Source organism: Brachybacterium avium (assembly GCF_002216795.1).
Classification (GTDB): Bacteria; Actinomycetota; Actinomycetes; order Actinomycetales; family Dermabacteraceae; genus Brachybacterium; species Brachybacterium avium.
In genome coordinates, this window is the sequence record NZ_CP022316.1 from 1443714 (window position 1) to 1468598 (window position 24885).

Annotated in this window: 27 protein-coding genes; 12 read left to right on the top strand and 15 right to left on the bottom strand. The window is 69.3% G+C overall.

Going from position 1 to position 24885, the window contains the following annotated elements:
• Positions 1 to 396: 396 nt before the first annotated feature.
• The 3 genes from CFK39_RS17295 to CFK39_RS06550 are packed head-to-tail and all read left to right on the top strand — an operon-like array spanning position 397 to position 1570.
• Entirely contained in the window at positions 397 to 756 is a 360-nt protein-coding gene (locus tag CFK39_RS17295) for a rhodanese-like domain-containing protein (RefSeq protein WP_338027716.1), read from the top strand.
• A complete protein-coding gene (locus CFK39_RS06545; RefSeq protein WP_089064792.1) occupies positions 693 to 1154 on the top strand; it encodes a helix-turn-helix domain-containing protein in 462 nt (153 codons plus the stop codon). The genes CFK39_RS17295 and CFK39_RS06545 overlap by 64 nt, the downstream gene beginning before the upstream one ends.
• Positions 1151 to 1570 carry a ribonuclease HepT family protein gene (locus tag CFK39_RS06550; RefSeq protein WP_089064793.1) on the top strand — a complete coding sequence of 140 codons (420 nt, stop codon included), beginning with the start codon at positions 1151 to 1153 and terminating at the stop codon, positions 1568 to 1570. Before CFK39_RS06545 ends, CFK39_RS06550 begins: the two co-directional genes overlap by 4 nt.
• Before the next feature lie 35 nt (positions 1571 to 1605).
• On the opposite strand, the gene CFK39_RS06555 is transcribed toward CFK39_RS06550, so the two are convergent.
• The 3 genes from CFK39_RS06555 to CFK39_RS16535 all read right to left on the bottom strand — a co-directional run bounded on the left by CFK39_RS06555 (position 1606) and on the right by CFK39_RS16535 (position 5336).
• Positions 1606 to 3153, bottom strand: coding sequence for an ATP-binding protein (locus CFK39_RS06555; RefSeq protein ID WP_172805650.1), 1548 nt, complete (start codon positions 3151 to 3153; stop codon positions 1606 to 1608).
• 414 nt (positions 3154 to 3567) lie between these two features.
• Positions 3568 to 4611: a serine hydrolase domain-containing protein gene (locus tag CFK39_RS06560; RefSeq protein ID WP_245822955.1), complete on the bottom strand. Its 1044-nt coding sequence runs from the start codon at positions 4609 to 4611 to the stop codon at positions 3568 to 3570.
• A 266-nt stretch (positions 4612 to 4877) separates the two neighbouring features.
• Positions 4878 to 5336 (bottom strand): hypothetical protein, encoded by a 459-nt coding sequence (locus tag CFK39_RS16535; RefSeq protein WP_089064795.1) that lies wholly within the window; start codon positions 5334 to 5336, stop codon positions 4878 to 4880.
• Positions 5337 to 5422: 86 nt separating this feature from the next.
• On the opposite strand from CFK39_RS16535, the gene CFK39_RS06570 reads away from it, so the two are divergent.
• Positions 5423 to 6262 carry an NAD-dependent epimerase/dehydratase family protein gene (locus tag CFK39_RS06570; RefSeq protein ID WP_089064796.1) on the top strand — a complete coding sequence of 280 codons (840 nt, stop codon included), beginning with the start codon at positions 5423 to 5425 and terminating at the stop codon, positions 6260 to 6262.
• Positions 6263 to 6318: 56 nt separating this feature from the next.
• Here the strand turns inward: CFK39_RS06570 and CFK39_RS06575 are convergent, their stop codons facing one another.
• Positions 6319 to 6576, bottom strand: coding sequence for a metal-sensitive transcriptional regulator (locus CFK39_RS06575; protein WP_089064797.1), 258 nt, complete (start codon positions 6574 to 6576; stop codon positions 6319 to 6321).
• A 272-nt stretch (positions 6577 to 6848) separates the two neighbouring features.
• Between CFK39_RS06575 and CFK39_RS06580 the strand changes: the two genes are divergently transcribed.
• On the top strand, positions 6849 to 8291 hold the full coding sequence (locus CFK39_RS06580; protein ID WP_089064798.1) for an MBL fold metallo-hydrolase: 1443 nt from the start codon (positions 6849 to 6851) through the stop codon (positions 8289 to 8291).
• Positions 8292 to 8334: 43 nt separating this feature from the next.
• Entirely contained in the window at positions 8335 to 8499 is a 165-nt protein-coding gene (locus tag CFK39_RS16420; RefSeq protein WP_089064799.1) for a hypothetical protein, read from the top strand.
• Between the two features lie 55 nt (positions 8500 to 8554).
• On the opposite strand, the gene CFK39_RS06590 is transcribed toward CFK39_RS16420, so the two are convergent.
• From CFK39_RS06590 to CFK39_RS06615, 6 genes are all read right to left on the bottom strand, one after another.
• Positions 8555 to 9325 carry a MurR/RpiR family transcriptional regulator gene (locus CFK39_RS06590; RefSeq protein WP_245822956.1) on the bottom strand — a complete coding sequence of 257 codons (771 nt, stop codon included), beginning with the start codon at positions 9323 to 9325 and terminating at the stop codon, positions 8555 to 8557.
• A 61-nt stretch (positions 9326 to 9386) separates the two neighbouring features.
• Positions 9387 to 10229, bottom strand: coding sequence for a phosphonate ABC transporter, permease protein PhnE (gene phnE / locus CFK39_RS06595; protein ID WP_089064801.1), 843 nt, complete (start codon positions 10227 to 10229; stop codon positions 9387 to 9389).
• The gene (gene phnE, locus CFK39_RS06600) at positions 10226 to 11038 is read right to left on the bottom strand and encodes a phosphonate ABC transporter, permease protein PhnE (protein ID WP_218192268.1); all 813 of its coding nucleotides are present in this window, start codon (positions 11036 to 11038) and stop codon (positions 10226 to 10228) included. Before phnE (CFK39_RS06600) ends, phnE (CFK39_RS06595) begins: the two co-directional genes overlap by 4 nt.
• Positions 11035 to 11856 (bottom strand): phosphonate ABC transporter ATP-binding protein, encoded by an 822-nt coding sequence (gene phnC, locus CFK39_RS06605; RefSeq protein WP_089064802.1) that lies wholly within the window; start codon positions 11854 to 11856, stop codon positions 11035 to 11037. The genes phnE (CFK39_RS06600) and phnC overlap by 4 nt, the downstream gene beginning before the upstream one ends.
• A 36-nt stretch (positions 11857 to 11892) precedes the next feature.
• On the bottom strand, positions 11893 to 12888 hold the full coding sequence (locus tag CFK39_RS06610; RefSeq protein WP_089064803.1) for a phosphate/phosphite/phosphonate ABC transporter substrate-binding protein: 996 nt from the start codon (positions 12886 to 12888) through the stop codon (positions 11893 to 11895).
• 1 nt (position 12889) lies between these two features.
• Entirely contained in the window at positions 12890 to 13594 is a 705-nt protein-coding gene (locus CFK39_RS06615; RefSeq protein WP_177348989.1) for an HAD family hydrolase, read from the bottom strand.
• Between the two features lie 290 nt (positions 13595 to 13884).
• On the opposite strand from CFK39_RS06615, the gene CFK39_RS06620 reads away from it, so the two are divergent.
• On the top strand, positions 13885 to 14352 hold the full coding sequence (locus tag CFK39_RS06620) for a DUF4383 domain-containing protein (RefSeq protein ID WP_089066317.1): 468 nt from the start codon (positions 13885 to 13887) through the stop codon (positions 14350 to 14352).
• A gap of 30 nt (positions 14353 to 14382) precedes the next feature.
• On the opposite strand, the gene CFK39_RS06625 is transcribed toward CFK39_RS06620, so the two are convergent.
• Together CFK39_RS06625 and CFK39_RS06630 are read right to left on the bottom strand one after the other, a co-directional pair.
• The gene (locus CFK39_RS06625; RefSeq protein ID WP_245822957.1) at positions 14383 to 15210 is read right to left on the bottom strand and encodes a sugar nucleotide-binding protein; all 828 of its coding nucleotides are present in this window, start codon (positions 15208 to 15210) and stop codon (positions 14383 to 14385) included.
• Entirely contained in the window at positions 15207 to 16298 is a 1092-nt protein-coding gene (locus CFK39_RS06630) for a hypothetical protein (protein ID WP_089066319.1), read from the bottom strand. Before CFK39_RS06630 ends, CFK39_RS06625 begins: the two co-directional genes overlap by 4 nt.
• A 205-nt stretch (positions 16299 to 16503) precedes the next feature.
• Here CFK39_RS06630 and CFK39_RS06635 point away from each other — a divergent pair, with 205 nt between their 5' ends.
• The 5 genes from CFK39_RS06635 (at position 16504) to CFK39_RS06655 (ending at position 21278) form a co-directional block, all read left to right on the top strand.
• Entirely contained in the window at positions 16504 to 17952 is a 1449-nt protein-coding gene (locus tag CFK39_RS06635; RefSeq protein ID WP_089064804.1) for an AI-2E family transporter, read from the top strand.
• An 80-nt stretch (positions 17953 to 18032) separates the two neighbouring features.
• Positions 18033 to 18764, top strand: coding sequence for a CoA transferase subunit A (locus CFK39_RS06640; protein ID WP_089064805.1), 732 nt, complete (start codon positions 18033 to 18035; stop codon positions 18762 to 18764).
• Between the two features lies 1 nt (position 18765).
• The gene (locus tag CFK39_RS06645; RefSeq protein ID WP_089064806.1) at positions 18766 to 19407 is read left to right on the top strand and encodes a CoA transferase subunit B; all 642 of its coding nucleotides are present in this window, start codon (positions 18766 to 18768) and stop codon (positions 19405 to 19407) included.
• 111 nt (positions 19408 to 19518) lie between these two features.
• On the top strand, positions 19519 to 20037 hold the full coding sequence (locus tag CFK39_RS06650; protein ID WP_089064807.1) for a gamma carbonic anhydrase family protein: 519 nt from the start codon (positions 19519 to 19521) through the stop codon (positions 20035 to 20037).
• 23 nt (positions 20038 to 20060) lie between these two features.
• Positions 20061 to 21278, top strand: a complete 1218-nt coding sequence (locus CFK39_RS06655) for an adenosine deaminase (RefSeq protein ID WP_089064808.1) — start codon at positions 20061 to 20063, stop codon at positions 21276 to 21278.
• A 46-nt stretch (positions 21279 to 21324) separates the two neighbouring features.
• On the opposite strand, the gene CFK39_RS06660 is transcribed toward CFK39_RS06655, so the two are convergent.
• Genes CFK39_RS06660 through CFK39_RS06670 form a run of 3 tightly spaced genes read right to left on the bottom strand, consistent with a single transcriptional unit; the run spans position 21325 to position 24850 of the window.
• Positions 21325 to 22635, bottom strand: a complete 1311-nt coding sequence (locus CFK39_RS06660) for a GHMP family kinase ATP-binding protein (RefSeq protein ID WP_089064809.1) — start codon at positions 22633 to 22635, stop codon at positions 21325 to 21327.
• Positions 22632 to 23435, bottom strand: coding sequence for a sugar phosphate nucleotidyltransferase (locus tag CFK39_RS06665; RefSeq protein ID WP_245822958.1), 804 nt, complete (start codon positions 23433 to 23435; stop codon positions 22632 to 22634). The genes CFK39_RS06660 and CFK39_RS06665 overlap by 4 nt, the downstream gene beginning before the upstream one ends.
• Positions 23432 to 24850 (bottom strand): phosphoglucomutase/phosphomannomutase family protein, encoded by a 1419-nt coding sequence (locus CFK39_RS06670; RefSeq protein WP_089064811.1) that lies wholly within the window; start codon positions 24848 to 24850, stop codon positions 23432 to 23434. Before CFK39_RS06670 ends, CFK39_RS06665 begins: the two co-directional genes overlap by 4 nt.
• Positions 24851 to 24885 lie beyond the last annotated feature (35 nt).

The window sequence follows — 24885 nt, forward strand, 5'->3', positions numbered from 1 at the left end:
TGGCCTGCAGGGCATCGAGGCGCGGCGCTAATCTGCGGGATTAGGCCAGCGGGATCGCCGACGTCCCCACGGGGAGGGCGTTCAGGCAGGCGTGCATGCGCGATCCGATGAGCAGCCGCGCCCCGGCGATGGTCTTCCGCTTCTTGAGCTCCTTGCGGCCCAGACACCTCTCTGGGTCGCCCAGGCACTGCTCCCTGCCCCTGGCGATGATCGCGAAGCCGGCACGGTTCAGCCCCTCGGAGACGGCGGAATGCTGGGTGACCGCGCCTTGCCGTCCGCGCCCTCCTCGAGGGGCATATATGCGATGCCCGACGTGCACTCCCCGAGAGCCCCGGCCCACAGCGGCCAGCAGCACCGGGCGGACTCGAGGGGCTGTGCGACGTGCCGCTGGCGGATGTGTGCACCCGCAACGACTTCGCCGGCGGCTCCATCCCTGGCGCCCAACAGCTCTCCTGCGGGAAGGTGCTGTTCCATCAGAGCGAGCTGTCGGAACCGGATTTCGGTCAGATCGTGACCTTCTGTCAGTCCGGGTTGCGCAACACCGTGGCATCCTCCGCCCTGCGTCGCGCCGGCTTCGACGTCAGAGAATCCAGCTCGAGCCGCCGACGTGGGCTGTCGTCCGAACGCGCTGGAGTCGTCGTGCGCGCACCATCGAGCCGCTACGCACATACCATTGCAGGTATAATCGCTCCATGTCTCTCCCCGTCTCAGATGCGCCCGGTCTCGTCAGAGCCGCGCGCCGGGACGCCGGCATGACTCAGCGGGACCTCGCCGAGGCTGTGGGGGCACAGCAGCCACACATCGCCGGTATCGAGTCGGGCCGCCGCCCTGTCTCCCCTGAACTGCTCGAGCGGCTGCTGGCGGCAGCCGACTACCGACCGTCTCTGGCCCTGGCCGCACTTCGCGACGAGCTCATCGCACTCGGCGCGCGTCGCGGCATAATGAACATCCGGGTCTTCGGATCCGTCGCACGCGGCTCCGATCACCACACCTCGGACATCGATCTGCTCGTCGATGTCCCTCAGGAGGCTGACCCCCTGGGGTTCGCGATGTTCGTGGCCGAGGCGACCGATCTGCTCGGCTTCCCCGTGGAGGCCGTCGTCGACGCACCGGAGGTCCATCCGCACCTCCGCCGATCAGCGGTGCCGCTATGACCATGCCCGGTGACCACTCGGCCGATGCACCCCGATGGTCCGTGCGACCGCGCACTGCGGCGTCGGCCCAGGGCGCTCCCACCGTCGTCCAGAGCCTGCGCGATGAGCTGGTGAAGATCGAACGGCGTCTCGAGGTTGTGATCCACCAGGGTCGGGAGGCATTCACGGAGGGCTCCGGCTCCTATGACCGCGCGACCGTCGCAGTGCTGCGTCTCGCCGCTCTGTTCGAGGACTCGAGCCGGTTTGCCCCGTATCTCACCGTCGTCACGCTGGACGAGCGCCGCGGGATCGTGACCACCCGGAACATCGCCTCGCACAGCGGCTGCGGCGCGCTGAACACCGAGATCTTCTGGCGCACCGTCACCGAACGCCTCCCCGAGGTGATCGCCAGGATCCGCGCGGCGATCGATTCCTGAGCCCACCTTGCCTGCGCTGCCAGGCGATCCCGACCTCACTGTGGGTCTCCCGTGAAGCGATAGTAGAAACCAGGACCACGACGGCTCTCACGTGACGGCGCGAGATCACCCTGGTGCTCCAGTGCTCGCAGCACGCCGCCGACGTTCGTGCGAGCAGCACCCGCGATGCTCCCGAGTTCCGTCGTGCTGATGCGCCCCCGCGCCTGCGCATACGAGCGCGCGATCTGCTCGCGCGAGGGTGGCCGACTCGTGACTCCCGACGACCGGCGGAGAGCAGCGAGAGCCTCGACGCTCTCGACATCCATCGCGACGGACGGCACTGGCGCCGATGGTGGGATGCCGTCGATCTCTTGACACACCGGCCGTTCGGCACGGCGGTGATCCAAGAGCCTCTCCACCGCCTGGCGAGACTCCTCGACCGTCAGCTGAAGCAGAGGGTGGAGATCGACCGGATCAGTCCACCTCTGCGCAGACAGGTGATGGAGAGTCATCAGGACCCTGAGGTCTCGACGCGGGTCGGGCTCGATGCTCGAGATCCACTCGATCCATCCCAGATCCGGGCGCTCACCCGCAAGCACCGTTCGTACGGCGACCCCGTCGAGCTCTTCGATCACGGGCGACGGGTGCCCATGGCGGATCATGTCTGCGAACATGCGGTCCACCCCGACCCCCTGCCGTTCGGCGATCCTCAACGTGGCCAGCAGCTGACTGAGGTCCTTGTTCCGGGAGACCGGTGGGTGATTGATGATGTTGTCTCTGCGCACGCCGCCATAGAACCCGCCCGGGCTCGTGACCCGCAGCGTCCTGCCGATGTGCTCCACCGTCGTCGGTCTCTCGTCTGTCCATTCCCGATGGGCGACGCCATTGACGATCGCTTCTCGCACGGCGCGTTCCGGGAGCGCTCGGACGCGCCCGATCACCAGGCCCCGTTCGACATGCACTTCGGGGTTGTATGCCCGCACCACGGCGAAGACCTCCGCGAGCTCCTCGAGCACCGATCGTCCCGGGTCGTGGACCCGTTCCTCGCTGTCCGCACCTGCGCCAGGGCGTCGGATGAGGTCCAGTGCCGCAGTCCGGCGCCCAGCGAAGAGCAGCGCACCGGCGTTGGTGAGCGTGCCGTCATCCTTGAGGACGGCCAACCGCCGCAGCAGGTCATCTTCCGAGGCCTCGGCGAGGTCCTCCGCGCGTGGGTCTCCCGAGAGCTGCAGGAAGTCGCGGGCGATCTGCACCGCCTGGGCACGGACCTGAGAGGGCTGCAGGCCACTGCTCTGCGCCGACCAGTCGTAGCCCCAGGCGCGCGAACGTCGTTCGTGCCATGCGGCAGGGTCGACGTCTTGGCACTGGTCGCCGACGCGCCAGGTGATCCTGTTCTGCCATCGGATCGGTTCGACGGCCGGCGGACAGCGGATGATGAGTACGCGCGCACCGCGCACCTGTGCTTCCGTGACGACCGTCGTGTACGCCTGCTGGAGCAGTTGGTAGAGGCGGACCTGCAGCCAGTCGACGTCGAGCTCCGCCCCGATCGGGGTCGCATCGGCGGCGACCCCGACGATCAGCGCTCCGCCGCCGGGGGAGTTCGCCATGCACGCGACCTCGCCTGCGAGCTTCTTCGCTGCGGACTCGTTGCGAGGCCCTCCTGGACGGAGAACTCCTCCCGCGTCCCGTCGTCCTGCCTCCTCCTTGAAGTCAAACAGGCGTCGCTCGCCGGGTTTCTCACCTCGCTCGAGGGCTCGGAGAGCATCATGGACGGCGTCGGCGACCGGATCGATCCCGAAAAGTGTCATGAGGCGGCGCCCTCTCCGTCAGCCATACTTTTCTCTGCATAAAAGTATACAGACAGCGCGATCCGGGACATGCTCATACTTTTTCACTCCTCAAAGTATGGCTGCTCCGTTCCGCACGATCTCCCCATACTTCTGCAGCCACATCCTCATCCTGATCGCGTGACGCAGAGCCGGGATCGCCGTACGCAGCAGAGGCATCGACGCTACGGTGCCTCACTCCCCGTCGGTCGCCACCACCACGGGCCACGCCCCGTCGGAGTGGTTCGCCAGCACCGAGGCGGTGATCCCGGTCGCGGGATCGTGCCAGGTGCGCGCGGAGACTCCCGCGTCATAGCCCTCGAGGATCAGCAGCTCGGAGTCCAGGCCGCGCCAGAAGCCGCGCCCGTAGCGCATCTCCTCGTCCTCGACCACGACGCGCGGGGCCGTGAGCGCCTCGAGCGTGGAGGGGGAGACGATGCGCCCCTCGAGCAGCGCGGGCCAGAACGCAGCGAGGTCGGCGGCGGTGGTGACCGCGCCGCCGTCGCCGCTGCCCCGCACCGGGAGGTGCAGCGCATTGGTGCGCAGCCCCTCCTCCTCGAGATAGCTGCGCGCCACGTCCCCGCCGAGCTCATCCATCCGCGGATAGTCCGTCGCGGTCATGCCGGCCGGGGCGAGCACACGGGTGCGGACGAGCTCGTGGAAATCGCAGCCGGCGACCCGCTGGGCGAGCAGGGCGAGCAGCACGTACCCGGCGTTGTTGTACTCGAAATGGTCACCGGGGATGCTCACCTGCGGGTGGCCGTCGAGGACACTCAGGAAGTCCTCCGTGTCCACGAGGGTGTGGACGGGGACCTCGAGCACGTGGTCGGTGATCTCCGCCGCGCTCTCGTCGAGGTAGTCGCCGATCCCCGAGGTGTGGGCCAGCAGGTGCTGGACCGTGACCGCGTCGTCGACCTCGGGCAGGTCCTCGCCGAGCAGCGGGCGCACCGGGGCGTCCAGGGCGAGGGCGCCATCATCGATCAGCGCACCGATCGCGAGGGCGGTGAAGCCCTTGGAGATGCTGGCGACCCCCAGGCGGTGCCCGGGGGTCATCGCGATCTCATAGGCGCGATCGGCGAGGCCGTAGCCCTGCTCGAGCACGGTGGTGCCGCCGTGGTCCACGCGGATCACGCCGCTGAAGGCGCTGTCCTCGACGGCGGTATGGAGGGTGGCGGCGAGCTCGGCAGCAGAGCGGCGCGCCGCGTCCGGGGCGGGGTCGTCAGCGTTGTCGGTCATCATGCGGGCACCGTATCGAAGAGTTCCGGCCGGTCACAGCGATTTATCGGCGGATTCCGAGATCCGGCGATGATCGGGCCGAAGCCGCTCCGAACATTTCCGGTGGGCGGGGCGTCATCGCACCGCGAAGCTTCTGGTCACTCTCCGTACACACCACGAGGCTCCGGCTCCGCGGGTATGCGGGATCCGGAGCCTCCTGGTCGCTGCGAGCTGTCAGCTCCTCGAGCTGCGAGCGCGGCGGATGAGCAGGGCGCCACCGATGACCAGCATCAGCGCCAGTCCGAGGAGGCCTGCGGTCTCGAAGCCGGTGCGAGCGAGGTCGCCGTCCTTCTTCTCCGCGGGCTTCTTCTCGGTCTCGGGCTGCTGCTCACCCTCCGGCTGCTCGCCGTCCTCCGGAGCGGGCTCCGGCTGGGGCTGCGGCTCGGGGTCGGCTCCGGGTCCGGAGTCGGTTCCGGGTCCGGCGTGGGCTCCGGGTCGGCCTGCAGGATGAAACCGAAGTCGAGCGTGTCATCACGCTGGCCGTCCTCGGTCAGGCCCTGCGACGAGGCGGTCCAGGTCGAGGAGTCGCCGTCACGGCTGCCCTCGTTCTCGATCGTCGGCAGGTAGGGCTCGAGAGCCTCCGCCGAGCTGTCGCGGTCGACGCTCACCGTGTAGGACTGGCCCTCCTCGAGCACCGGAAGGTTCTCGAAGGTGTAGTAGCCGTTCGCGTCGGTGGTGGTCGGGCGCACGGGCTCGCCGTTCCCGTCGGTGACGGGCTCGCCGTCCGGGCCGGAAAAGAGGAGCGCCGCACCGCCCGAGGGTGCACGATGGCCCCATGAGAATCGCAGTGACAGGTGGCTCGGGAAAGCTCGGGCGAACGGTGGTCCGGCATCTGCGGGACCACGGGCACCAGGTGGTGAACCTGGACCGCTCCGGCGAGCGCGGCGAAGGTTTCGTGCAGATCGATCTGACCGATGCCGGCCAGGTGCTCGATGCGCTCACGGGCATCGATGAGCAGGCGCCGCAGGGTTTCGATGCCGTCGTGCATCTGAGCGCGATCCCGGCCCCGGGCCTGGCGACCAACACCGCGACGTTCCACAACAACCTGCTGGGCACCTACAACGTGTTCACCGCCGCGCTCAAGGCAGGGATCCGGAACATCGTCACAGCCTCCAGCGAGACCGTCCTCGGGCTCCCCTTCGACACCCCGCCGCCGTACATCCCGGTGGATGAGGAGTACCCCGCCCGCCCGGAGTCCACCTACTCGCTGTCCAAGCATCTCGAGGAGCAGCTGGCGATCGAGCTCACGCGGTGGCATCCGGAGCTGAAGATCATCGCGCTGCGGTTCTCGAACGTCATGGACGAGGAGGACTACGCCGCCTTCCCCTCCTTCGACGCCGATGCGCAGCTGCGCCGCTGGAACCTCTGGGGCTATGTCGACGGCCGCGACGGCGCCGCGGCCGTGCGCCTGGCGCTGGAACACCCGGCCACCGGCTTCGACCGCTTCATCATCGCCGCCGCGGATACCGTCATGTCCCGCGACAACACCGAGCTCGTCGCCGAGGTGTTCCCCGGCACGCCGGTGCGCGGCGACATCTCGGGCCATGGCACGCTGCTGTCGATCGACAAGGCCCGCACCGTGCTGGGCTACGGCCCCAAGCACAGCTGGCGCTGAGGCACCCCCGGCAGCTCAGGGCGCCGGTGGCATCGCCGACATCGCCCGCCTCCCCCTCATGCCAGGGAGAGGAAGAGCTTCTCCAGCTCCTTGCGGTCCAGCTCCTGGTCAGGGCTGTTCATGCACTGCTCCATGCCGCTGGCGATGATCGCGAAGCCGGCGCGGTCCAGCGCCTTGGAGACGGCTGCGAGCTGGGTGACGACGTCCTTGCATTCACGCCCCTCCTCGATCATGCGGGTGACGGCGGCGAGCTGGCCCTGGGCGCGCTTGAGGCGGTTGATGACCGGGGTCATGTCGGCGGGGTCGAGTTCCATGGCGATCTCCTGACGGCATCTGCTGGCGGCGACGACTCCCCGATCGTATACCCCCAGGGGTGTTGCTCATATCCCACGGGTGCGCGCCGACCCACCAAAGCGGGCTGCATCCACCATCCCTGGCCAGAACACTCACCTGGGCGAGAGAATGAACGCGTCACCACTGGGCCGCGACCCGTCCGCCCCGACCTTGTATACCCCCAGGGGTACTTGATACCCTTGGGGGTATGCGCGGTCTCATGATCGCAGGATGCAGCACTTCAGGAGGATCCATGCTTCTCGAACGCATTTATGACGAAGACCTGTCCCAGGCCAGCTACTTCATCGGCTGCCAGGCCGAGAACGTCGCACTGGTGGTCGACCCGCGCCGCGACATCCAGATGTACCGCGACCTCGCCGCGCAGCACGGGATGACCATCACTGCCGTCACCGAGACCCACATCCACGCCGATTTCCTCTCCGGGACCCGGGAACTGGCCGCCGCGACCGGCGCCTCCACATACGTCTCCGGCGAGGGCGGGGAGGACTGGAGCTACGGCTTCGATGCCGAGCTCCTGCGCGATGGCGACACCCTCACGCTCGGCAACCTCACCATCACCGCCCGCCACACCCCGGGCCACACTCCCGAGCACCTCTCCTATCTGGTGACCGACGGCGCCTTCGCCGACGAGCCCGGCTACTACCTCACCGGGGACTTCGTCTTCTCCGGCGACCTGGGCCGGCCCGACCTGCTGGACGAGGCCGCCGGTATGGAGAACACCCGCTTCGAGGGAGCGAAGCAGCTGTTCGCCTCGCTCAAGAGCGGCTTCCTCACCCTGCCCGACCATGTGCAGGTCTTCCCCGGCCACGGCGCCGGCTCCGCCTGCGGCAAGGCGCTGGGTGCCCTGCCGTCCACCACCGTCGGCTACGAGCGCAGGTTCGCCTGGTGGGCGCCCTACCTCGAGCGCGATGATGAGCAGGGCTTCATCGACGAGCTGCTCGACGGTCAGCCCGACGCCCACGCCTACTTCGCGCGGATGAAGCGCCAGAACAAGGCGGGCCCGGCGCTGCTGGGCGAGCGCCCCGCACCCCGCCCCATGGGCACCGATGTGCTCGTCCGCGGCCTCGAGGACGGCACCTTCGCCCTGGTCGACACGCGCCCCGTGGACGAGGTCCACACCGGGACCGTGCCGGGCGCCCTGAGCATCCCCTCCCTCGGCAAGGCCGCGACCCACATCGCCTGGGCCTTCGATCCCGAGAGCGATGCGGCCCAGCTGGTCGTCCTCGCCGAGGACGCCGACGTCGCCGCGGACTACGGCGACCACTTCGTGCGCGTCGGGGTGGACTCCCTGACGGGGTACGTCTCCTCCCTCGACGGCCTGCCCAGCACGGTCCCGGCGACGGTCTCGCCGGCTGATCTCCAGCAGCTGCAGGCCGAGGACTCCACCGCCTTGCTGCTGGATGTGCGGGGTCGCAGCGAGCACACGAACGGCACCATCTCCGGCGCCGAGCAGCTCTCGGCCGGCAAGGTGCTGTTCCACCAGGACGAGCTGCCCGCCCGGGAGGCCGGGCGCCTGATCACCTTCTGCCAGTCCGGGCTGCGCAATTCCGTGGCCGCCGCCTCCCTGCGCCGCGCCGGATACGACGTGGTAGAGCTCGAGGGCAGCTATGCCGGATGGTCCCGCTGGACCGCCGACCAGCACGATCTCGCGGCCGCCGGGGAGGACGCCCGCTGACCGTCCCCCACCCCTGAACCCTCACACCTCCAAGGAGAGCACCATGTGCAGAGCAGTCACCTGCCGCAGCTGCGGCAAGACCACCTGGGCCGGCTGCGGCCAGCACGTCGACCAGGTGATGAAGAACGTCCCGCAGGCCGAGCGCTGCCCGGGACACGCCGAGGAACCGAAGCGCCCCGGCTTCTTCGCCCGACTCCTCGGGCGCTGACCCGCGACGCGCACGCGGACGCGGTCAGCAGTCGTGGTGACAGGCGAAGCGCCGCTCATGCCTTGAGACGTTTCTCCACGAGTGACAGGGCCGCCTCCCGCGCCTCCCGACCTCGGTCACCTCGGTACACCAGGAGCACCTGCACGAGGGACTCGATCACCAGCGCGAGAGCTGCCCGCGAGGTGTGGAGCAATTCGTCGGGAAAGGACTCACTGACGGGCGGGATCACCATGACCGCATCGGCGAGGGCGACCAGGGGCGCTCGCGCGAACGAGGTCATCACCAATACTTTTGCTCCCGCAGCCCGGGCGGTGCTGGCAGCGGCCAGACTATCTTTCGTGGCACCTGATCCGGAGATCACCAGGCACACCGAATCAGGCTCCAGGCTGCCCGCTGCAATCTGCTGAGCGAGTGAATCCTGGAGGAACTCAGCCGGCCGACCGGCAGAGCTGAGCCGCATGGCAGCATCGAGTCCGAGCGGCGCTGACAGTCCGGCGGCCACGATGACCACGCGGCGGGCCTCGTGAAGAGCCGCCACGAAATCGGTCACTGCCTCCTCCGTCAAGGCCTCGGTCAGTCGCGGCAGACTATGGCCGAACTTCTCGATCGTGCCACGCAGCAGCCCTACGGAGTTGTCGTCATCCGAGCGCGAGGGAAGGAACGACAGTTCCCGAGCCAGCGCAACCCGCATCTGAGGGAAACCGTCGTAGCCGAGGCTCTTCGCCGTGCGGATCACACTCGCCCGGCCGACTCCGACCCGATTGGCGAGTTCCTGGGCCGTGCACTCCACGGCTGCGGCGAGGTCAGCCGCGATCGTGTCCACCACCCGGCGTTCGCTCGGCTGCAGTGAGGGGGTCAGAGTGGCGATCCGCGCGGATACCGGCGTCTCAGTGGGACCTGTCCATGCCACGGGGGCGGGCTCCTTCCATGATGCGGCGACGGATCGACCCGGAGATCAGATCGAAGCACATCGTGATGGCCACCACGACGATCAACAGCATCCCGACAGTGTCCCACTCGCGGAAGTTCGCGTAATTGGCCAGCATGCTCCCGATGCCGCCCGCCCCGACGAGTCCCAGCACGGCCGACATGCGAATGTTCAGCTCGAACCGGTACAGCGCGAACGACATCAGGGCCGGGGCAGCCGCGGGCCAGAGCGCCCAACGAGTCGTCTCGAGGGTGTTGCCGCCGGCGGCACGAACTGCTTCGGATGCTCCCTCCTGCGCGGACTCGATCGTCTCGTACACCCACTTGCCCTGCGTGCCGATCCCGGCGATCCCCAGCGCCAGGGCCCCCGTGAATGGGGTCAGTCCGGTGACGGTGAGGAGGATCAGCGCGATGATCACCTCGGGCACGGCCCGGATGATCGCGAAGACGCCCCGCAGCAGGTACCGCAACCAGGTCGGCCCGACGCCCCGAGCGGCGAGCATTCCCAGAGGGATCGATGCCACCACGCAGCCGATGGCCCCGAGCCACGCCATCGAGACCGATCGCCAGGTCTCGAACAGTGCACGTGGCAGCTTGTCCCAGTTCGGATCGGCGAACATCAGCTGCAGGTAGTTGACCACCCGGCTGGGCACGTCGCCCAGCTTGGTCCACTCGATGTCGAGGCCGGCGGTGGCGATCAGGATGATCACCCCGACCACCACGGCGAGGATCGTTGCCGGCGCCCGGGACGGCGGCACGGGCAGGGTCGCCGATGCGCGCCGCGGCGTAGAGGTGAGGGTCATCGCAGCCTCCTCCGCAGCGCGGTGGAGCAGGCCTCGATGAGGACGATGACCACGAGGATCTCGAGGATGATCACGGAGACGTCGCCGTACATGTAGAAGCCGCGCCGCTCATCCAGGAGCCGCCCGATCCCGCCGGCACCGACGATCCCGAGGATCGCTGAGATGCGGACGTTCAGCTCGAGTGAATACAGCCACTGGTTCGCGAACAGCGTCCATGACTGTGGCAGCAGTGTGACCTTGTTGATCTGCGCCTGGGTGCCTCCGGCGGCTTGACCGGACTCGAGATATGGATGGTCGGAGGAGTCGATCGCTTCGGAGACGAGTTTGACCACCACACCCAGGTCGAACAGGAAGAGGGTGACGAACCCGGGCAGGGTGCCGACCCCGAGCATCGCTACGAGAACGGTCGCGTACACCAGGTCAGGTACCGCACGGTTGACGTTGATGATGAACCGCACGAGTTGGCGGGTCACGGGGTTCGGATTGCTCGGTCGTGCCGCCCACAGGGTCAACGGGATCGAGACGATGGCCGCGAACGCCGCGCCGGCGACGGCCATCGCGAGCGTCTCCAGCATCGGGCTCACGGTGCGGGGCAGGAACGCGAAGTTGGGATGCAGGAGCTGGTTCACCTTCGTGGCGCCATTGCTCCAGTTGCGCACCAGTGCCGAGAAGTCGACGTCGACGCCGCCGATGGCCGGCAGGCAGGTCAGCACCGTGAAGATACCGATCGCTGCGGTGGCACCCACGGCCGGCCAACGCCTGCGTGAACGCTCGGGCAGCTGCAGCGGAGCGGTGGCGCGCTCGGTCACCTCTGACTCCCCAAATGGTCATCGGTCTGCACCGGTCGACCATAGATCTGCGCGAAGTCGGCGTCGGTGGCGGTGCCCGCGGGACCGTCGTAGACGACCTCGCCGTCGCGCAGCCCGATCATGCGGTTCGCGTATTGGCGGGCCAGATCCATCATATGGATGTTGATGAGCACGGTCAGCCCGCGGTCGGCGTTGATGCGGGCCAGGTCGCCCATCACGGCATGTGCAGTCGGCGGGTCGAGGCTGGCGACCGGTTCGTCGGCGAGCATGATCGATGGTTCCTGGGCCAGTGCCCGGGCAATCGCTACCCGTTGCTTCTGGCCGCCGGAGAGGGAACTGGCCCGGGTCCAGACCTTCTCGAGCATCCCGACCGAATCGAGTGCCTGCAGTGCAAGGTCCTTATCGGCGGCCGTGGTGAGCCCGAGCAGTGTGCGATAGGTCGGCGTGTGAGCGAACCGGCCGACGAGCACATTGTTGAGCACGTTCACCCGGTCGGCCAGATTGAAACCCTGGAAGATCATTCCGATATGGCCGCGCAGTTCGCGCAGGCGTCGCCCGCGCAAGCTGGTGACGTCGTGTCCGCCGACCGTCACGGTGCCCGAGGTGGCGGTCACCAGACCGTTGATGGTGCGGATGAGGGTGGATTTCCCGGATCCTGACAAGCCGACCACCGAGACGATCTCCCCGGCGCCGATGTCTACGGAGACGTTCCGCAGGGCCCTGGTGCCGTTCGGGTAGGTGACGCTGACATCGTCCAGGGAGATGGACCACGGCGCTGAGCTCTCCGAGGACTGGGCCGGTGGGGACTGTTCCGTCATGTGATTCGGCCTATCGGTGAGGGGGCAGACGGGACGTCAGTTGGTGAACTGTTCGAGCACTTCGCCGTAACGATCGATCTCGTCCTCGGCGGTCTCGTCGGTCCAGTCCGATAGTCCGACGAGGTCGAACATGACCGTGGCGGCCTCATCGGACGAGGAGGCGTAGTCATCCATCAGTTCGGTCAGCTCAGCGACCAGGTCGTCGGGCAAGGAGTCGGCGACGGCGACGCCACCGTTGGGGATCATGTCGGTATAGGCGAAGGCGACCGTCTTCTCAGCCACGTCGGGTGCCTCGTCGAGCACGTCCACGCGGGCGTCCCAGTACGCGAAGCCGACCTCGGCATCACCGTTGTAGACGGCCAGGATGGCGTTGTTGTTGCCCTCGACGGGGATCTGGTCGATGTCCTGATCGGTGTCGATCCCCTGTTCCTTGATGCTCACGATCGGGTACTGGTACCCGGCGGGGGAGGTGGCTGCCTGCAGCGCGACGGGAGTGTCGGCGTCGATCTTGGCGAGAGCCTCGAGACCACCGGGGCCCTCGCCGGTCGCCTCGGACCCGGGCTCGATTCCGTTGCAGTAGGAGAATTCGTCGTCGGAGGCCTCGTAACTGGCGGTCACGACCTCCCCGTCGCAGTACTTGTCGGGGTTGTTCGTCACGGCCATCGAGGCATAGGACGTGGCTCCGAACCGGACATCGCGCAGGATCAGTTCGGCGTCGAACTGCGTTGTGGCGTGGTAGAGGGAGCCGGCGTCGGTGATGATGACCTGGGACTGGCCTGCGCCGAGAGCCTCGACGGTGGCCGCGTAGTCCGTGGCCACCACGCCATTGACCTCGATTCCGAGCCCGTCGGAGAGGTATTCGGTCAGCGGGTCGAGCGCTTCGGCGAGATCCTCTCCCTGGACGGAGGGGACCAGCGAGATGGTGAGTTCTTCCGGCCACTCGCCGTCGTCGGCTCCGTCGGGGGAGCTGCAGCCGGCGAGTGCGAGGGCGGCTACGGCCAGCACGGCAGGTATTGCTGAGGAGATTCGCATGTCAGAGGGCCCTTCCGGGAGCTTGGCCGGTGCTCAACGGCACCGGAGTCGGGGTAGGCGATTGAGTGGCCCAAGTCAGGATGTCGTCGTACAGGTCGGTGAGGGTGGCGCCGCGCATGGTCACCGTTCCGGCAGGGTCGGTGACCCCGACCAGGGCCGTGTCCGCTCCCAGGAGTTGGGCGGGGGCGAGGTCGTTCTCCCAGATATCGCCGACGGCGAGCGTCGGTCCGTGGGCGAGATGGGCGGCGATGATCGGTCCCAGTCCCGCCGGCTTACCGACGGCGCAGTGCACACCGGCGAGCGCATCTGTGACTCCGAGGACGGACAGGGCGCGGTCGATTCCCACCTCGGGGGCGTTCGTGGCGAGCACGCAGACCGCACTGCGCGCGAGCTCTGCCATGAAGTCCCCCAACCCATCGGGTGCGTGGATAGGCGCGGCGCCGGTTGCCAGGAGCTCCCGGCTGTGCAGGTAGGCAGCGGAGAGCTGGTCGTCGGTGGCCCCGTGCTCGAGGGCAGCGACCCGGACGGCATCGTAGGCGTCCTTGAACGGAGTGCCACCCGCGTCGAAGCGCCCGATCGCCTCCTGGCAGGCCGTGACGACATGTTCCCCGACCAACGGGCCGAGGCTGGCGGCGTAAGCATCGAGTGGGCCGCGACCCAGAGCGAGGGTGCCGTCGAAGTCGAAGACGACGGTGCGACGTTGCATGGTCGATCCGATCTGGAGTGGACGTTACGGCCAGACTTTAACTGCAATCGGGCCCGTTCGTCCAGAGCTTGCGTCGACTCGTCACGAACGCCCACGAAACGGTGCCGTTGCCGCATCGGGTGGATGTCGGGGCCACCCGCCCGATCGCCGCTTGTGCACAACTCGCGTACAGGCATAGGGTGTGTTATAAGCGGAACGTACCCGCTCCGTGGTGAACCAGCTCGACGCGAACCCCGTGCCGGGCGTGACGTCGAAGCTCCTCAGTGGAGCTCACGATCGGAGAGTCGTCGATGATCACCGACCCCACCACTCCCAACGCCGCACAGATGAGAATGCGCTCCCCGGTGCAGAGGGCCGCCCTGTTCTGCGGCCTCGGCTTCCTCGCCCTCGGCTTCGCCGGCTTCGTCCCCGTCCTGACGATGAACTTCAATGCGATCGAGATGGGTTCCGGCTCGGACGCGATGTTGCTGGGCATCTTCCAGGTGTCTGTGATGCACAACGTCATCTTCCTGCTGCTCGGCCTCGGCGGTCTCGGCCTGTCCAGGCTCTCCAGCACGGCGCGGTGGTATCTCCGTGTCGGCGGGATCGTCAACGTGCTGCTGTGGATCTTCGGGCTGCTGGTCGACAAGGGCTCGATGGCGAACTTCGTCTCGATCAACCTCTTCGACGACTGGCTGTACTTCGTCCTGGCGCTGACCATGATCGGCCTGTCGTTCCTTCCCCATCACGAGGATCGGTTGAACCTGCGCGGCTCCTGATCCGGCGCGGTGAGCGCCGCCGGCGAACGGTCAGCGCCGCAGGTCTGCCAGCATCGCGTCGTATCCGGAGCGGAAGTCCGGATGGCGCAGCCGGCCGAATAGCTGCTTCCGCAGCGCTCCGCTCATCACCGTGCCGTGACCGGGGTCAGGCTCGACAGTGGGCGGGACAGGCAGTGCGAGCCGATCAGCGATATGCGTGACCACCTCGCCGAGACGCGCTGGTGCCTCATCGACGGCATGCAGCAGCGTCGGCGGATCCGGGTGCTCGAGCAGTGCGACCAGGATGCGTGCGAGATCCTCCTCGTGGATCCGGTTGGTGCGTCGCCGGTGCGCGATGGGCCGCCCCTCCCGCACCGTGCGGAGCATCCGGTCCCGGCCGGGACCGTAGATCCCCGCCGGCCTCACCACGAGCGCGCCGAAGAGGTCCCGCGCCGCCTGCTCGCCGTCCAGGAGGCTGCGGGCCCGTTCGCCGAGCGGCTGCGGGGCATCGTCCTCGGTGAGCACGGGGGCGGGGTCGGCTCGGCCTGCGTACCCCTCGAACACCCGGGTGGAGGAGACGAACACGGTGCGTGCCGGGAGCTGCGGGAGGGCGGCGGCCAGGTGGCGCAGCACCGTCGTGTACCCGCCGGCGGCCTCGGGCGGCGGCAGGGTGATGACCATCGCGTCGACCTCGGGGAGCATCCGGTCCGCGCGCTTCGCCAGATCCGCCGGCACGGCGTAGAACCCCTCGGGCAGGCCGCTCACGTCGCGGCGCAGCGCGTGCACCTCTCCCCCAGCTCCCACCAGCGCCGCGCCGGCGCGGCGTCCGAGCCGGCCGCAGCCCACCCACAGGGTGCGCGCCGGGACGAGATCGCTCACGCGTCCTTCTCCTCGGTGTACATCCGCTGCCGCTCGCGCTGGCCGTGGGTGAGGCTGCGCAGATCGGTCTCCTTGTCGAAGCTCGATCCCAGCGCCCCGGCGACGATCCCCATCGCCGCACTCAGCCAGGCGATGTCCAGATATCGCACCACCTCGGCATCACGCCCGATGACCTCGGACAGGTACTGCGGGGCGATCACGATGAGCCCTCCGGCGAAGATCAGCACCACGAGGGTCAGATACAGCAGGCCGACGATCATCAGCAGGGTGAGCACGGTGGAGAGGTTGTAGAGCAGCACCACCCGGGCGAGGCCCTGATTCCTCGGTGCATCCCAGAGCTTGTTGCCGACGATCAGCCAGGCCGTGATCGCGAGCATCGCGAGCACCCCGATGCCCACCAGACGCGTGGTGCTCAGGTACATCGACATCGACCAGATCGAGCTGTAGAAGATGCCGAAGGCCCCGGTCGCGGCAGCGGCCGCCAGAGCGCTGGAGAGCCTCGGCGCGGTGCGCAGCGGCTCGTTGCCCATCACCATGCCGGTCACCGTCCGGGCGCCGCCGAAGAACCGCGACCCCAGCAGGAGCGGATGCTCCTCCGCGCCGTCCCCCTCCCGCCACGTCGTCCACCAGCGCTCGTAGCGCGAGATGTCGCGGGCGCCGCGCATCGGCTTCAGCCGCACCGTGCAGCTCATCATCACATCGAGGATCCGGCGGCCCGTGGTGATCACCCCCAGGGTGGGGCAGGAGATCACCGCGATGCTCTGCTCCGGGAAGATCTCCGCGATCAGCGGGTGGCCGTCCTGCAGGCGCGGGATCTCGGTCAGCAGCAGCACCACGTCCGGATCGCCGAAGGATTCCGACAGCTCCACGGCCCGGGAGAGGTCCAGCGTCTCGTCCGCCCGCAGGCGCAGCATCGCCGTGCTCACCTCGAGGCTGATCGGCGGGCTGTAGGCGTCGTCGAGCATCTGCTGCAGCTGGCTCTCGATGGAGCGGGCCCTCACCGTGGGCAGGCCGGGGTCCGCCACGAGCAGCACCCGGGCTCCTGTCGGCGGCTCCTCGGAGGGCGATGCGCCATGAGTGTCGTCCATGATGCTCACCATTGCAGATCAGGCGGCCGGAGGCACGTCCGCCCGCCGCAGTCGACCGGACGGTCGCGACAGCGTATCCAGCGTGATCGGGCCGGCAGTGCAGCGGCAGGGGTCACCACGTGCCCGACGGTTCTAGACTCGGGCCCATCCGACGGCGTGGGCTGCACGAGCATTCCGCGAGGTCCGCCCCCTGAGGAGGAGCATCATGACAGCACCGCCGAGCAGCGGTTCCCCGGAACCCTCCGGCGCATGGGCCGGGCCGCTGGGCAGGGCCGGCGCTCGTGCTGCGCAGATCCTCCTCGTCGCCGCGGTCATCGTCGGTGCGGTGTGGCTCCTGCGGCGCGTGATCCTGGTGGTCGTCGCCGTGCTGGTGGCGTGGATCCTCGCCGCCGCGGTCACGCCCCTGGTGCGCTGGCTGCTGGGCAAGGGATGGCCGCCGCTGGCCGCGACCCTCCTGGCCTTCCTCGGCATCGTAATCATGGTCGCCGCCGTGGTCAGCGGTGTGGTCCTCGCGATCCGCGCCGAGTGGGACACGCTGGTGGCCGAAGCCGGCGACAGCTGGCAGGAGCTGCAGGACTGGCTCTCCTCGGATCGCTTGCCGTTCGAGGTCCCGGACCTCGGAGCGGCTGCGGAAGGGGTCGGCGACTACCTCTCCAGCAGCGACGTGGCCAGCAGCACCCTCACCGGCGTCTCGGCCGTGACCGAGGTGTTCACCGGGCTGCTGCTGATCGCCGTGCTGCTGTTCTTCTTCCTCAAGGACGGCAGCCGGATCGCGAACTTCACGCTGCGCTGGTTCCACGGCGAGACCCGCGCCAAGCTCGCAGAATCCATCGATCGCTCCACCTTCGTGCTCGGCGGCTATGTGCGCGGCACCGCCACCGTCGCCCTGGTCGATGCGGTCCTGATCGGCATCGGCCTGGCGGTGCTCGGGGTCCCGCTGGCGATCCCGCTGGCCGTGATCGTCTTCGTCGGCGCGTTCATCCCCGTCGTCGGCGCCACGGTCACCGGCATCCTGGCCGCAGGGATCACCGCGGTGACCAACGGACCGCTCGATGCGCTGATCGTCATCGTCATCGTCATCGCGGTCAACCAGCTGGAGAGCGCCCTGCTCCAGCCCGTGGTCATGGGGCGGGCGATGAGCCTGCATCCGCTGATCGTGCTGCTGGCACTGACGATCGGCACGATCGTGGGAGGGATCCTCGGCGCGATCCTCGCGGTCCCCTACACCGCCCTGGCGTGGACGCTGATCCAGATCTGGACAGATCGCTACCAGGCCGGGGATGACCCCCTCCTGGGCAAGGACCCCGTGGACCCGCGCACCCGTGCGGAGAACCGGGCCACCGCCTCCGAACGGGTGAAGTACCAGCTCCTGAGCCTGAACCGGCGCCGTCGTCGTACAGACCCCGGCACCGCCGAGCAGGCCGCAGCCCTGGCGGGCGAGAGCACCACGGCAGCGGCGGAGAGCCCGGGGCACGCCGACGGCAGGACAGGGCAGGACGGCGGCGAGCCCGAGGCCGGGCAGGATCCACCGACCGTTTCACAACGCCCGTCAGGTGCCGCCTTCTCCTCGCGCCTGCCGCTTCGTAGATCCGCACAACCACCGCCCATCGAAGCTGTTCCTCGCTCCGAGGCGCAGGTCACCCGGCAGGGATAGGCTCGATGGTGACCGCCCTCCGCCGCCGGCACCGCCGCCGACAGCTGCGAGGGCCGACCCACTCGTTAGGAGGGACAGCGATGTCCAAGGTCACGGACGACGCCGCCGCCCAGCTCACCGCAGTGCTGCGCGACGGCATGACCATCGCGGTGGGAGGGTTCGGCCTGTGCGGGATCCCCACCGATCTGATCACCATCGTGCGCGACAGCGGGGTCACGAACCTCACCGTCGCCTCGAACAACCTCGGCGTCGATGGCAAGGGCCTGGGCCTGCTGCTGGAGAACGGGCAGATCACCAAGGTGCTCTCCAGCTACGTCGGGGAGAACAAGCTGTTCATGAAGCAGTACATCGACGGACAGCTGGACGTCGAGTTCGTCCCCCAGGGCACCCTCGCCGAGCGGATGCGCGCCGGCGGCTCCGGCATCCCCGCGTTCTACACGCCCACCGGGTACGGCACCCCGATCGCCGAGGGCAAGCCCACCGCCGAGTTCGACGGCCGCACCCATGTGCTCGAGCGAGCGATCAACGCCGACCTCGCACTGGTCCACGCCCACACCGCCGACCACTACGGCAACCTCCGGTACCGGCTCACCGCCCGGAACTTCAACCCGCTGGCAGCGATGTGCGGCGAGGTCACCTTCGCCGAGGCCGAGCACATCGTGGAACCCGGCGGCATCGAGCCCGACGACATCCACACCCCGGGCGTGTTCGTGCACCACCTGATGCAGGCCACCGCCGAGAAGGACATCGAGCAGCGCACCGTGCACCCCCGACCCGAGACGCCGGATTCCGAGACGCAGGAGGTGGCCTGAGATGGCCTGGACCCGTGACGAGATGGCCGCGATCGCGGCGGCCGAGCTGCGCGATGGCGACTACGTGAACCTCGGCATCGGCATGCCGACCCTGGTCGCCAACAACCTGCCCGAGGGTGTGAACATCACCCTGCAGTCCGAGAACGGCGTGATGGGTATGGGCCCCTGGCCGTACGAGGGCGAGGAGGACCCGGACCTCATCAACGCCGGCAAGCAGACCATCACCCTGCTGCCCGGGGCGACCATCTTCGACTCCGCCACCAGCTTCGGCATGATCCGCGGCGGGAAGATGGGCATCGCGATCCTGGGCGCCATGCAGGTCACCGGCACCGGCGATATCGCCAACTGGCAGATCCCCGGCAAGCTCGTCAAGGGCATGGGCGGGGCGATGGACCTGGTCGCCGGCGCGAGGCGGGTGGTGGTGATGATGCAGCACGCCGCCAAGGACGGCTCGGCGAAGATCGTCCACGAGTGCTCCCTGCCGCTGACCGGTATGGGCGTGGTGGGCCGGATCATCACCGAGCTGGCCGTCTTCGACGTCACCGATGGCGGCCTGGTGCTGACCCAGCTCGCTCCCGAGGTCACCGAGGACCAGGTCCGCTCCCTCACCGAGCCCGACTTCACCGTCTCCCTCACCGACTGACCCGCGGCCGCCGAGGGGCGTCGCCTCCCCGGTGGGACGGCGCCCGCCCGGCGTGCGGAGCACGTACCGTCACTATCGAGGACCCATCCGTCGGACGAAGGAGTACCCGCCGTGACCATCATCGATTTCGAGGGCGCCGCGCCCCAGGTTCCCGAGACCGCCTGGGTGGCGCCGAACGCCACCCTGATCGGGAAGGTGACGCTCTCCGAGAGCTCGAGCGTGTTCTATACCGCCGTGCTGCGCGGGGATATGGACTCGATCAGCATCGGCGCCGGCAGCAACATCCAGGACGGCTGCGTCGTCCACACCGACGAGGGGTTCCCGGCGGTGGTGGGGGCCGGGGTCTCGGTGGGCCACCGGGCCGTGCTGCACGGCTGCACCGTCGAGGACGACTCGCTGATCGGCATGGGGGCCGTGGTGCTCAACGGCGCCGTGGTCGGGGCCGGCAGCCTGGTCGCCGCGGGCGCCGTGGTCACCGAGGGGATGCAGATCCCGCCTGGCTCGCTGGTGGCCGGGGTGCCGGCGAAGGTCCGCAAGCAGCTGGACGAGGACGGTCTCGAGGCGCTGCGGAAGAACGCTCGCGTCTACGTCGACCTCGCCGCGAAGCATCGTGGAGTGAGCGCGGGCTGAGGCCCGCCGCGTATCCTGGGCAGATGGAACTCTCTCCTGCCCTCGTCGCGGCGCTGCCGAAGGTCGCGCTCCACGATCACCTCGACGGGGGGCTGCGCCCCGGCACCGTGCTCGAGCTGAGCCGTGAACTGGGGCTCGAAGTGCCTGGATTGGAGGACCCGGCCGGCGCGACCCGTGCGGCCGACGGCTCCGACGGGGCTCAGCCGGTCGGCGATGCCGAGGACGTCCGGAAGGTCGCGGACTGGTTCCACGCCGCCGCCGATTCCGGCTCGCTGCCCGAGTACCTCTCCACCTTCGAGCACACGGTCGCCCTCATGCAGACGGCCCCGCAGCTGCGGCGCATCGCGCGCGAGTTCGTCGAGGACATGGTCGCCGACGGAGTGGTCTACGCCGAGACCCGCTGGGGCCCGCACCAGCACACCGCCGGCGGGCTCAGCCTGGACGAGGCCGTGCAGGCGGTCCAGGACGGGCTCGACGAGGGGGTCGCCGCGGCCGCGGAGTCCGGGCGACGGATCGTGGTGGGCCAGCTGCTGTGCTATCTGCGTCATCGCGAACCCACCGAGGACCTGGTCGACATCGCGATCGCTCGCCGCGGCACCGGTGTGCTGGGCCTGGACCTGGCCGGTCCGGAGGCCGGGTTCCCGGCCTCCTGGTTCCGTGCCCAGTTCGAGCGCGCCCGCGAGCATGGCGTGCGGGTGACGATCCACGCGGGCGAGGCCGAGGGCCCCTCCTCGATCGCCGACGCCCTGGACTGCGGCGCCGAGCGGATCGGGCACGGCGTTCGGCTGCTGGAGGACCTCGAGGAGGAGACGGGCCCGGCCTCCCCGCAGCTCGGGCACACCGCCGCGCGGGTGCACGAGGCGCAGATCTGCCTGGAGGTGTGTCCCAGCTCGAATCTGCAGACCGGCGCCGCTGCGGACTACCCCTCCCATCCCGTCGGCCCCTTGCACCGCCTGGGCTTCGCGATCGCGCTCAGCAGCGACAACCGCCTGATGAGCCGCACCCGCACCTCCCGGGAGATGCTGCTGGTGGCGCAGACCTTCGACTGGAGCCTGACGGACCTCGAACAGGTCGTGCTCACCGGGCTCGATGCGGGATTCGCCCCGACGGAGCAGCGCCAGGCGCTGCGGGACGAGGTGGTGCTGCCGGCCTTCCGTGCCGTGCACGAGGCGGATCAGCACCAGGCCGAGCACCCGGATCCGGGTGCCGGCCCGAATCCGGACGAGAAGCTGGAGATCTGACCGCGCCCGGGTGCGCCGGCTCGGACCGGCGCACCCGTCCGGGCGCTCAGACCGTGGCCGGGTCCATCCTCCGGCCCGGCGCTCCCGGCCGGGTCACCAGGGTGCTGGCCGTCTCCGGTGCACCCTCGGTGCGCAGGTAGCGCTCCCGCCAGGCGGCGGCGAAACCGTCCGCGTCGGCCGTCGGGACCAGTGCCCAGACGCTCCCGCCGAAGCCCGCGCCGAAGGCGGAGGCAGTGCGGGCACCGAGCTGCTCGGCGCTGCGCGCCAGCTCGATGGTCTGCGGGACCTGATTGCGCAGGTGCGTTTCGGCCAGGCGCTGCGAGGTGGTCGCCGCGGCGGCGAAGGCCTCGAGGTCCCCGTCCCGCAGCGCCGCCTGGGCGCGCGGCACCAGCACCGCGGATTCGAGCAGGAACTGGTCCAGCCGGTCCCGCTCCACGCCCTCGGCGGCGAGGCGGCGCAGCGGCGCGAGCCGCTCATCGCGCGCCAGCGGCGAGGCCTCGCCGCCCGCGGGCAGCGGAGCGGTCAGCTCCGTCCCCGGCAGCAGCGGGGAGTCCAGATCCGGCCCCACCAGGCAGCGCAGCGCCGCCTGCAGGGTGGCGTCGCTGCGGCCCGTCTCGCGGTTCCACCGTGCGGTGAGGTCGGCCAGCAGCGCCGGTCCCCGGTTGTAGAGCTCCTGGGCGCCGCCGGTCTTCTCCGCGAGCACGCCGCTGACGGCGACCACGAAGGACCATCCGCTCGGCAGCGCGACCCGGTCGATGACCCGCATCGGGTCGAACTCCGCGTAGGAGATCAGCCCCTCCTCGCTCGCGAGCATCCCGGTGTGGTCCAGGGAGCCGCCGCTGGTGCCCACGCCGGGCCGGCCCGCCAGGGTGCCGAAGCTCTTGCCGTTCTCGATCGAGGCGGCATACCCGGCCAGTGCCATCCGATCCGGCAGCTGGGAAGTCCAGGCCGCGGTCTCGGGCAGGCCGTTCAGATCCGCGAGTGCCATCGCGGCGCCGGTGATCATCGCCGAGGAGCTGGACATGCCCGAGGCCGGCGGCAGGTCGGAGGAGACCGTGAGCCGGGCCGGGCGCAGCGGGCCGAAGTTGTCGGTCAGCCGGGCCAGGACGGTGTGGACGTAGCGCCCCCAGTGTCCTGCCGGGAGCGCCGGCAGTGCGTCGGCTTCGAGGTGGAGCGCGCCCGGATAGGCGTCGCTGACCGCCTCGAGGGTGCCGGGAAGTCCCGTGGTCTCCTCCGCGCGGACGGTGATCCCGCGGTCCACCGCGCAGACCAGCACCCGCCCGCCGCCGTAATCGGTGTGCTTGCCGAGCACCTCGATCCGCCCGGGCATCGCCCAGGTGACGGGGGTGGGCGTCACAGGGAGACCTCGACGCCGGCCAGGCGGCGCTGGACCTCATCGATGTCGTCGCGGCGCGAGAGGTCCATGACACCGCCGGCGAAGGGCAGCACCTGGACCGTCCCCAGCTCCCGCACGGCGTCGACGATCTCCAGCTCCCCGCGGGGCGAGGGCTCGATCCGGGCGCAGGCCGCGAAGATCTCCGCGGTGAAGGCGAAGCAGTTCATGCTCACCAGGGCGTCCGGGCCCGCGGCCTCGATGGCCTCGGCGTCGGGCTTCTCCACGATCTGCTCGAGCCGGCCGTCGGTCTGCTCGATGAGGGCGAAGGCGGCGATGCGGTCGGCGGCGATGTTGCTGCCCGTGACCAGGGCGGAGCGCTCGAAGCCGAGCAGGGCGTTGCCCTCCGCCTGCAGCAGGTGGCCGATGCCCTCGCCGGGGTAGAGGTTGTCGCCGTTGACCATGATGAACGGCTCCGCCCCCACGGCCTCGCGGGCGGAGGAGACGGCGTCGGCTGTGCCCAGCGGCTCCTCCTGGACGGCGAGGACCACCTCCAGGCGGGTCGGGGCGAGCTCGGCGAGGTGACGGGTGAAGTCCTCGTGCTCGGGGGCGACGACGAGAACCGCCTTGCGGATCCCGGCGTCGGCGAGGGCGCTGAGCGAGTAGTCGATCAGGCGGTGCTCGCCGATCGGCATCAGTGCCTTGTGGCCCGAGGCCGCAGCCGCGGCCTGCTCGGCGCTCAGGCTGCTCTGGCCCTCGGCCCGCATGCGGGTCCCGAGGCCACGGGCGAGGACGACTGCAGTGGTGATGGTGGGGGTCATCATGCTCCCAGGTCGTAGTGGTCGGCGATGGTGCGGGAGAGCTGCTGCGCCTCCTCGGCGGTCTCCGCCTCGGAGAACACCCGGATCACGGGCTCGGTGCCCGAGAAGCGGATCGTCAGCCAGGAATCGTCGGCGAAGTAGACCTTGCAGCCGTCCTCCCAGGAGATCCGGTCGATCTCGCGGTCGAAGCCCGGCAGCTCGTGCTCGACGAAGATCCGCTTCTGCAGCTCCTCGCGGCGCTCGGGGGTGTAGCCGTAGGCGGCCTCCTCCATCACCAGCGAGCCGTGGCGCTCCACCAGCTCCGCATAGAGCTGGGAGAGCTTCTTGCCGGAGCGGGCGACCATCTCCACCAGCAGACCGGCCGCCTGGATGCCGTCCTTGCCGGGGATGTGGCCACGCACCGTCAGGCCGCCGGAGGACTCGCCGCCGATGACCGCATCGGTCTCGATCATCTTCGCGCTGATCCACTTGAAGCCGACGGGCACCTCATGGCAGACCTCGCCGTGCGCGGCCGCGACCCGATCCAGCAGATGGGTGGTGGAGAGGTTGCGGACCACGGGCCCGCGCCACCCCTTCCCGGTGAGCAGGTACTCGTACAGCAGCACCAGCACCTGGTTGGGACTGAGGTAGTTCCCCTGGTCGTCGATGATGCCCAGGCGGTCGGCGTCGCCGTCGGTGGCGATGCCGAGATCCGCGCCCTGCTCGAGGACGGCCTGGCGCAGCGGCGTCATGCTGCCCTCGGCCGGGGAGGGCATGCGGCCGCCGAACAGCGGGTCGTGGCGAGCGTTGATCACCTCGACCTGGCAGCGGGCGCTGACCAGGATGGTCTGCAGGCTGGTCTGGGCCACGCCGAACATCGGATCCAACACGATGTTCAGGTGCGCGTGGCGGATCGCCTCGAGGTCCAGCTGGTCGATGATCGCATCGAGGTACCAGTTGATCGAGCTCTGCTCGGTCACCAGCTCGCTGTCGTGCACCTCGTGCGGGGCCAGGGAGCGCACGTCCTTCGCGCTCAGGGTCGCCACGTGCTCGGTGAGCGCGTCGGTCACCCCGAGATCGGCGTCGCGCCCGCCCTCGGTGAAGATCTTCAGCCCGTTGTACAGGGCCGGGTTGTGGGAGGCGGTGACGGCGATGCCGTAGGCGGCGCCGGTCTGCTGCACCGTCCACATGCACATCGGGGTGGGCACCGGGCGGGTGATCACCCGCACCGGGATGCCGTTGCCGGCGAGCACCTCGATCGCCCACCAAGCGGAGACGTCGGAGAGGAACCGGCGGTCGTAGCTGATCACCAGTCCCCGCTCGACGACGTCCTCGGCGTGCATCCGATCGGCGAGCGCCTGGGCCAGCAGGCGCACGTTCTCGCGGGTGTACTCGTCCCCGATGATGGCCCTCCAGCCACCGGTGCCGAACTTGATCATGCTCGCTCCTTCGTCGAGGGCGGCAGGGGTGCGCT

Excerpts from the sequence above, each read along its gene's own strand:
- CFK39_RS16420 (WP_089064799.1), top strand. The coding sequence starts at position 8,335 with ATGTGCAGAGCAGTCACCTGCCGCAGCTGCGGCAAGACCACCTGGGCC.
- CFK39_RS06555 (WP_172805650.1), bottom strand. The coding sequence starts at position 3,153 with ATGGCGAACTCCCCCGGCGGCGGAGCGCTGATCGTCGGGGTCGCCGCC.
- CFK39_RS06550 (WP_089064793.1), top strand. The coding sequence starts at position 1,151 with ATGACCATGCCCGGTGACCACTCGGCCGATGCACCCCGATGGTCCGTG.
- CFK39_RS06665 (WP_245822958.1), bottom strand. The coding sequence starts at position 23,435 with ATGATGACCCCCACCATCACCACTGCAGTCGTCCTCGCCCGTGGCCTC.
- CFK39_RS06570 (WP_089064796.1), top strand. The coding sequence starts at position 5,423 with ATGAGAATCGCAGTGACAGGTGGCTCGGGAAAGCTCGGGCGAACGGTG.
- CFK39_RS06615 (WP_177348989.1), bottom strand. The coding sequence starts at position 13,594 with ATGCAACGTCGCACCGTCGTCTTCGACTTCGACGGCACCCTCGCTCTG.
- CFK39_RS06560 (WP_245822955.1), bottom strand. The coding sequence starts at position 4,611 with ATGATGACCGACAACGCTGACGACCCCGCCCCGGACGCGGCGCGCCGC.
- CFK39_RS06630 (WP_089066319.1), bottom strand. The coding sequence starts at position 16,298 with ATGGACGACACTCATGGCGCATCGCCCTCCGAGGAGCCGCCGACAGGA.
- CFK39_RS06610 (WP_089064803.1), bottom strand. The coding sequence starts at position 12,888 with ATGCGAATCTCCTCAGCAATACCTGCCGTGCTGGCCGTAGCCGCCCTC.
- phnC (WP_089064802.1), bottom strand. The coding sequence starts at position 11,856 with ATGACGGAACAGTCCCCACCGGCCCAGTCCTCGGAGAGCTCAGCGCCG.
- CFK39_RS06620 (WP_089066317.1), top strand. The coding sequence starts at position 13,885 with ATGATCACCGACCCCACCACTCCCAACGCCGCACAGATGAGAATGCGC.
- CFK39_RS06580 (WP_089064798.1), top strand. The coding sequence starts at position 6,849 with ATGCTTCTCGAACGCATTTATGACGAAGACCTGTCCCAGGCCAGCTAC.
- CFK39_RS06545 (WP_089064792.1), top strand. The coding sequence starts at position 693 with ATGTCTCTCCCCGTCTCAGATGCGCCCGGTCTCGTCAGAGCCGCGCGC.
- CFK39_RS06635 (WP_089064804.1), top strand. The coding sequence starts at position 16,504 with ATGACAGCACCGCCGAGCAGCGGTTCCCCGGAACCCTCCGGCGCATGG.
- CFK39_RS06575 (WP_089064797.1), bottom strand. The coding sequence starts at position 6,576 with ATGGAACTCGACCCCGCCGACATGACCCCGGTCATCAACCGCCTCAAG.
- CFK39_RS06655 (WP_089064808.1), top strand. The coding sequence starts at position 20,061 with ATGGAACTCTCTCCTGCCCTCGTCGCGGCGCTGCCGAAGGTCGCGCTC.
- CFK39_RS06670 (WP_089064811.1), bottom strand. The coding sequence starts at position 24,850 with ATGATCAAGTTCGGCACCGGTGGCTGGAGGGCCATCATCGGGGACGAG.
- CFK39_RS06640 (WP_089064805.1), top strand. The coding sequence starts at position 18,033 with ATGTCCAAGGTCACGGACGACGCCGCCGCCCAGCTCACCGCAGTGCTG.
- CFK39_RS06645 (WP_089064806.1), top strand. The coding sequence starts at position 18,766 with ATGGCCTGGACCCGTGACGAGATGGCCGCGATCGCGGCGGCCGAGCTG.
- phnE (WP_089064801.1), bottom strand. The coding sequence starts at position 10,229 with ATGACCCTCACCTCTACGCCGCGGCGCGCATCGGCGACCCTGCCCGTG.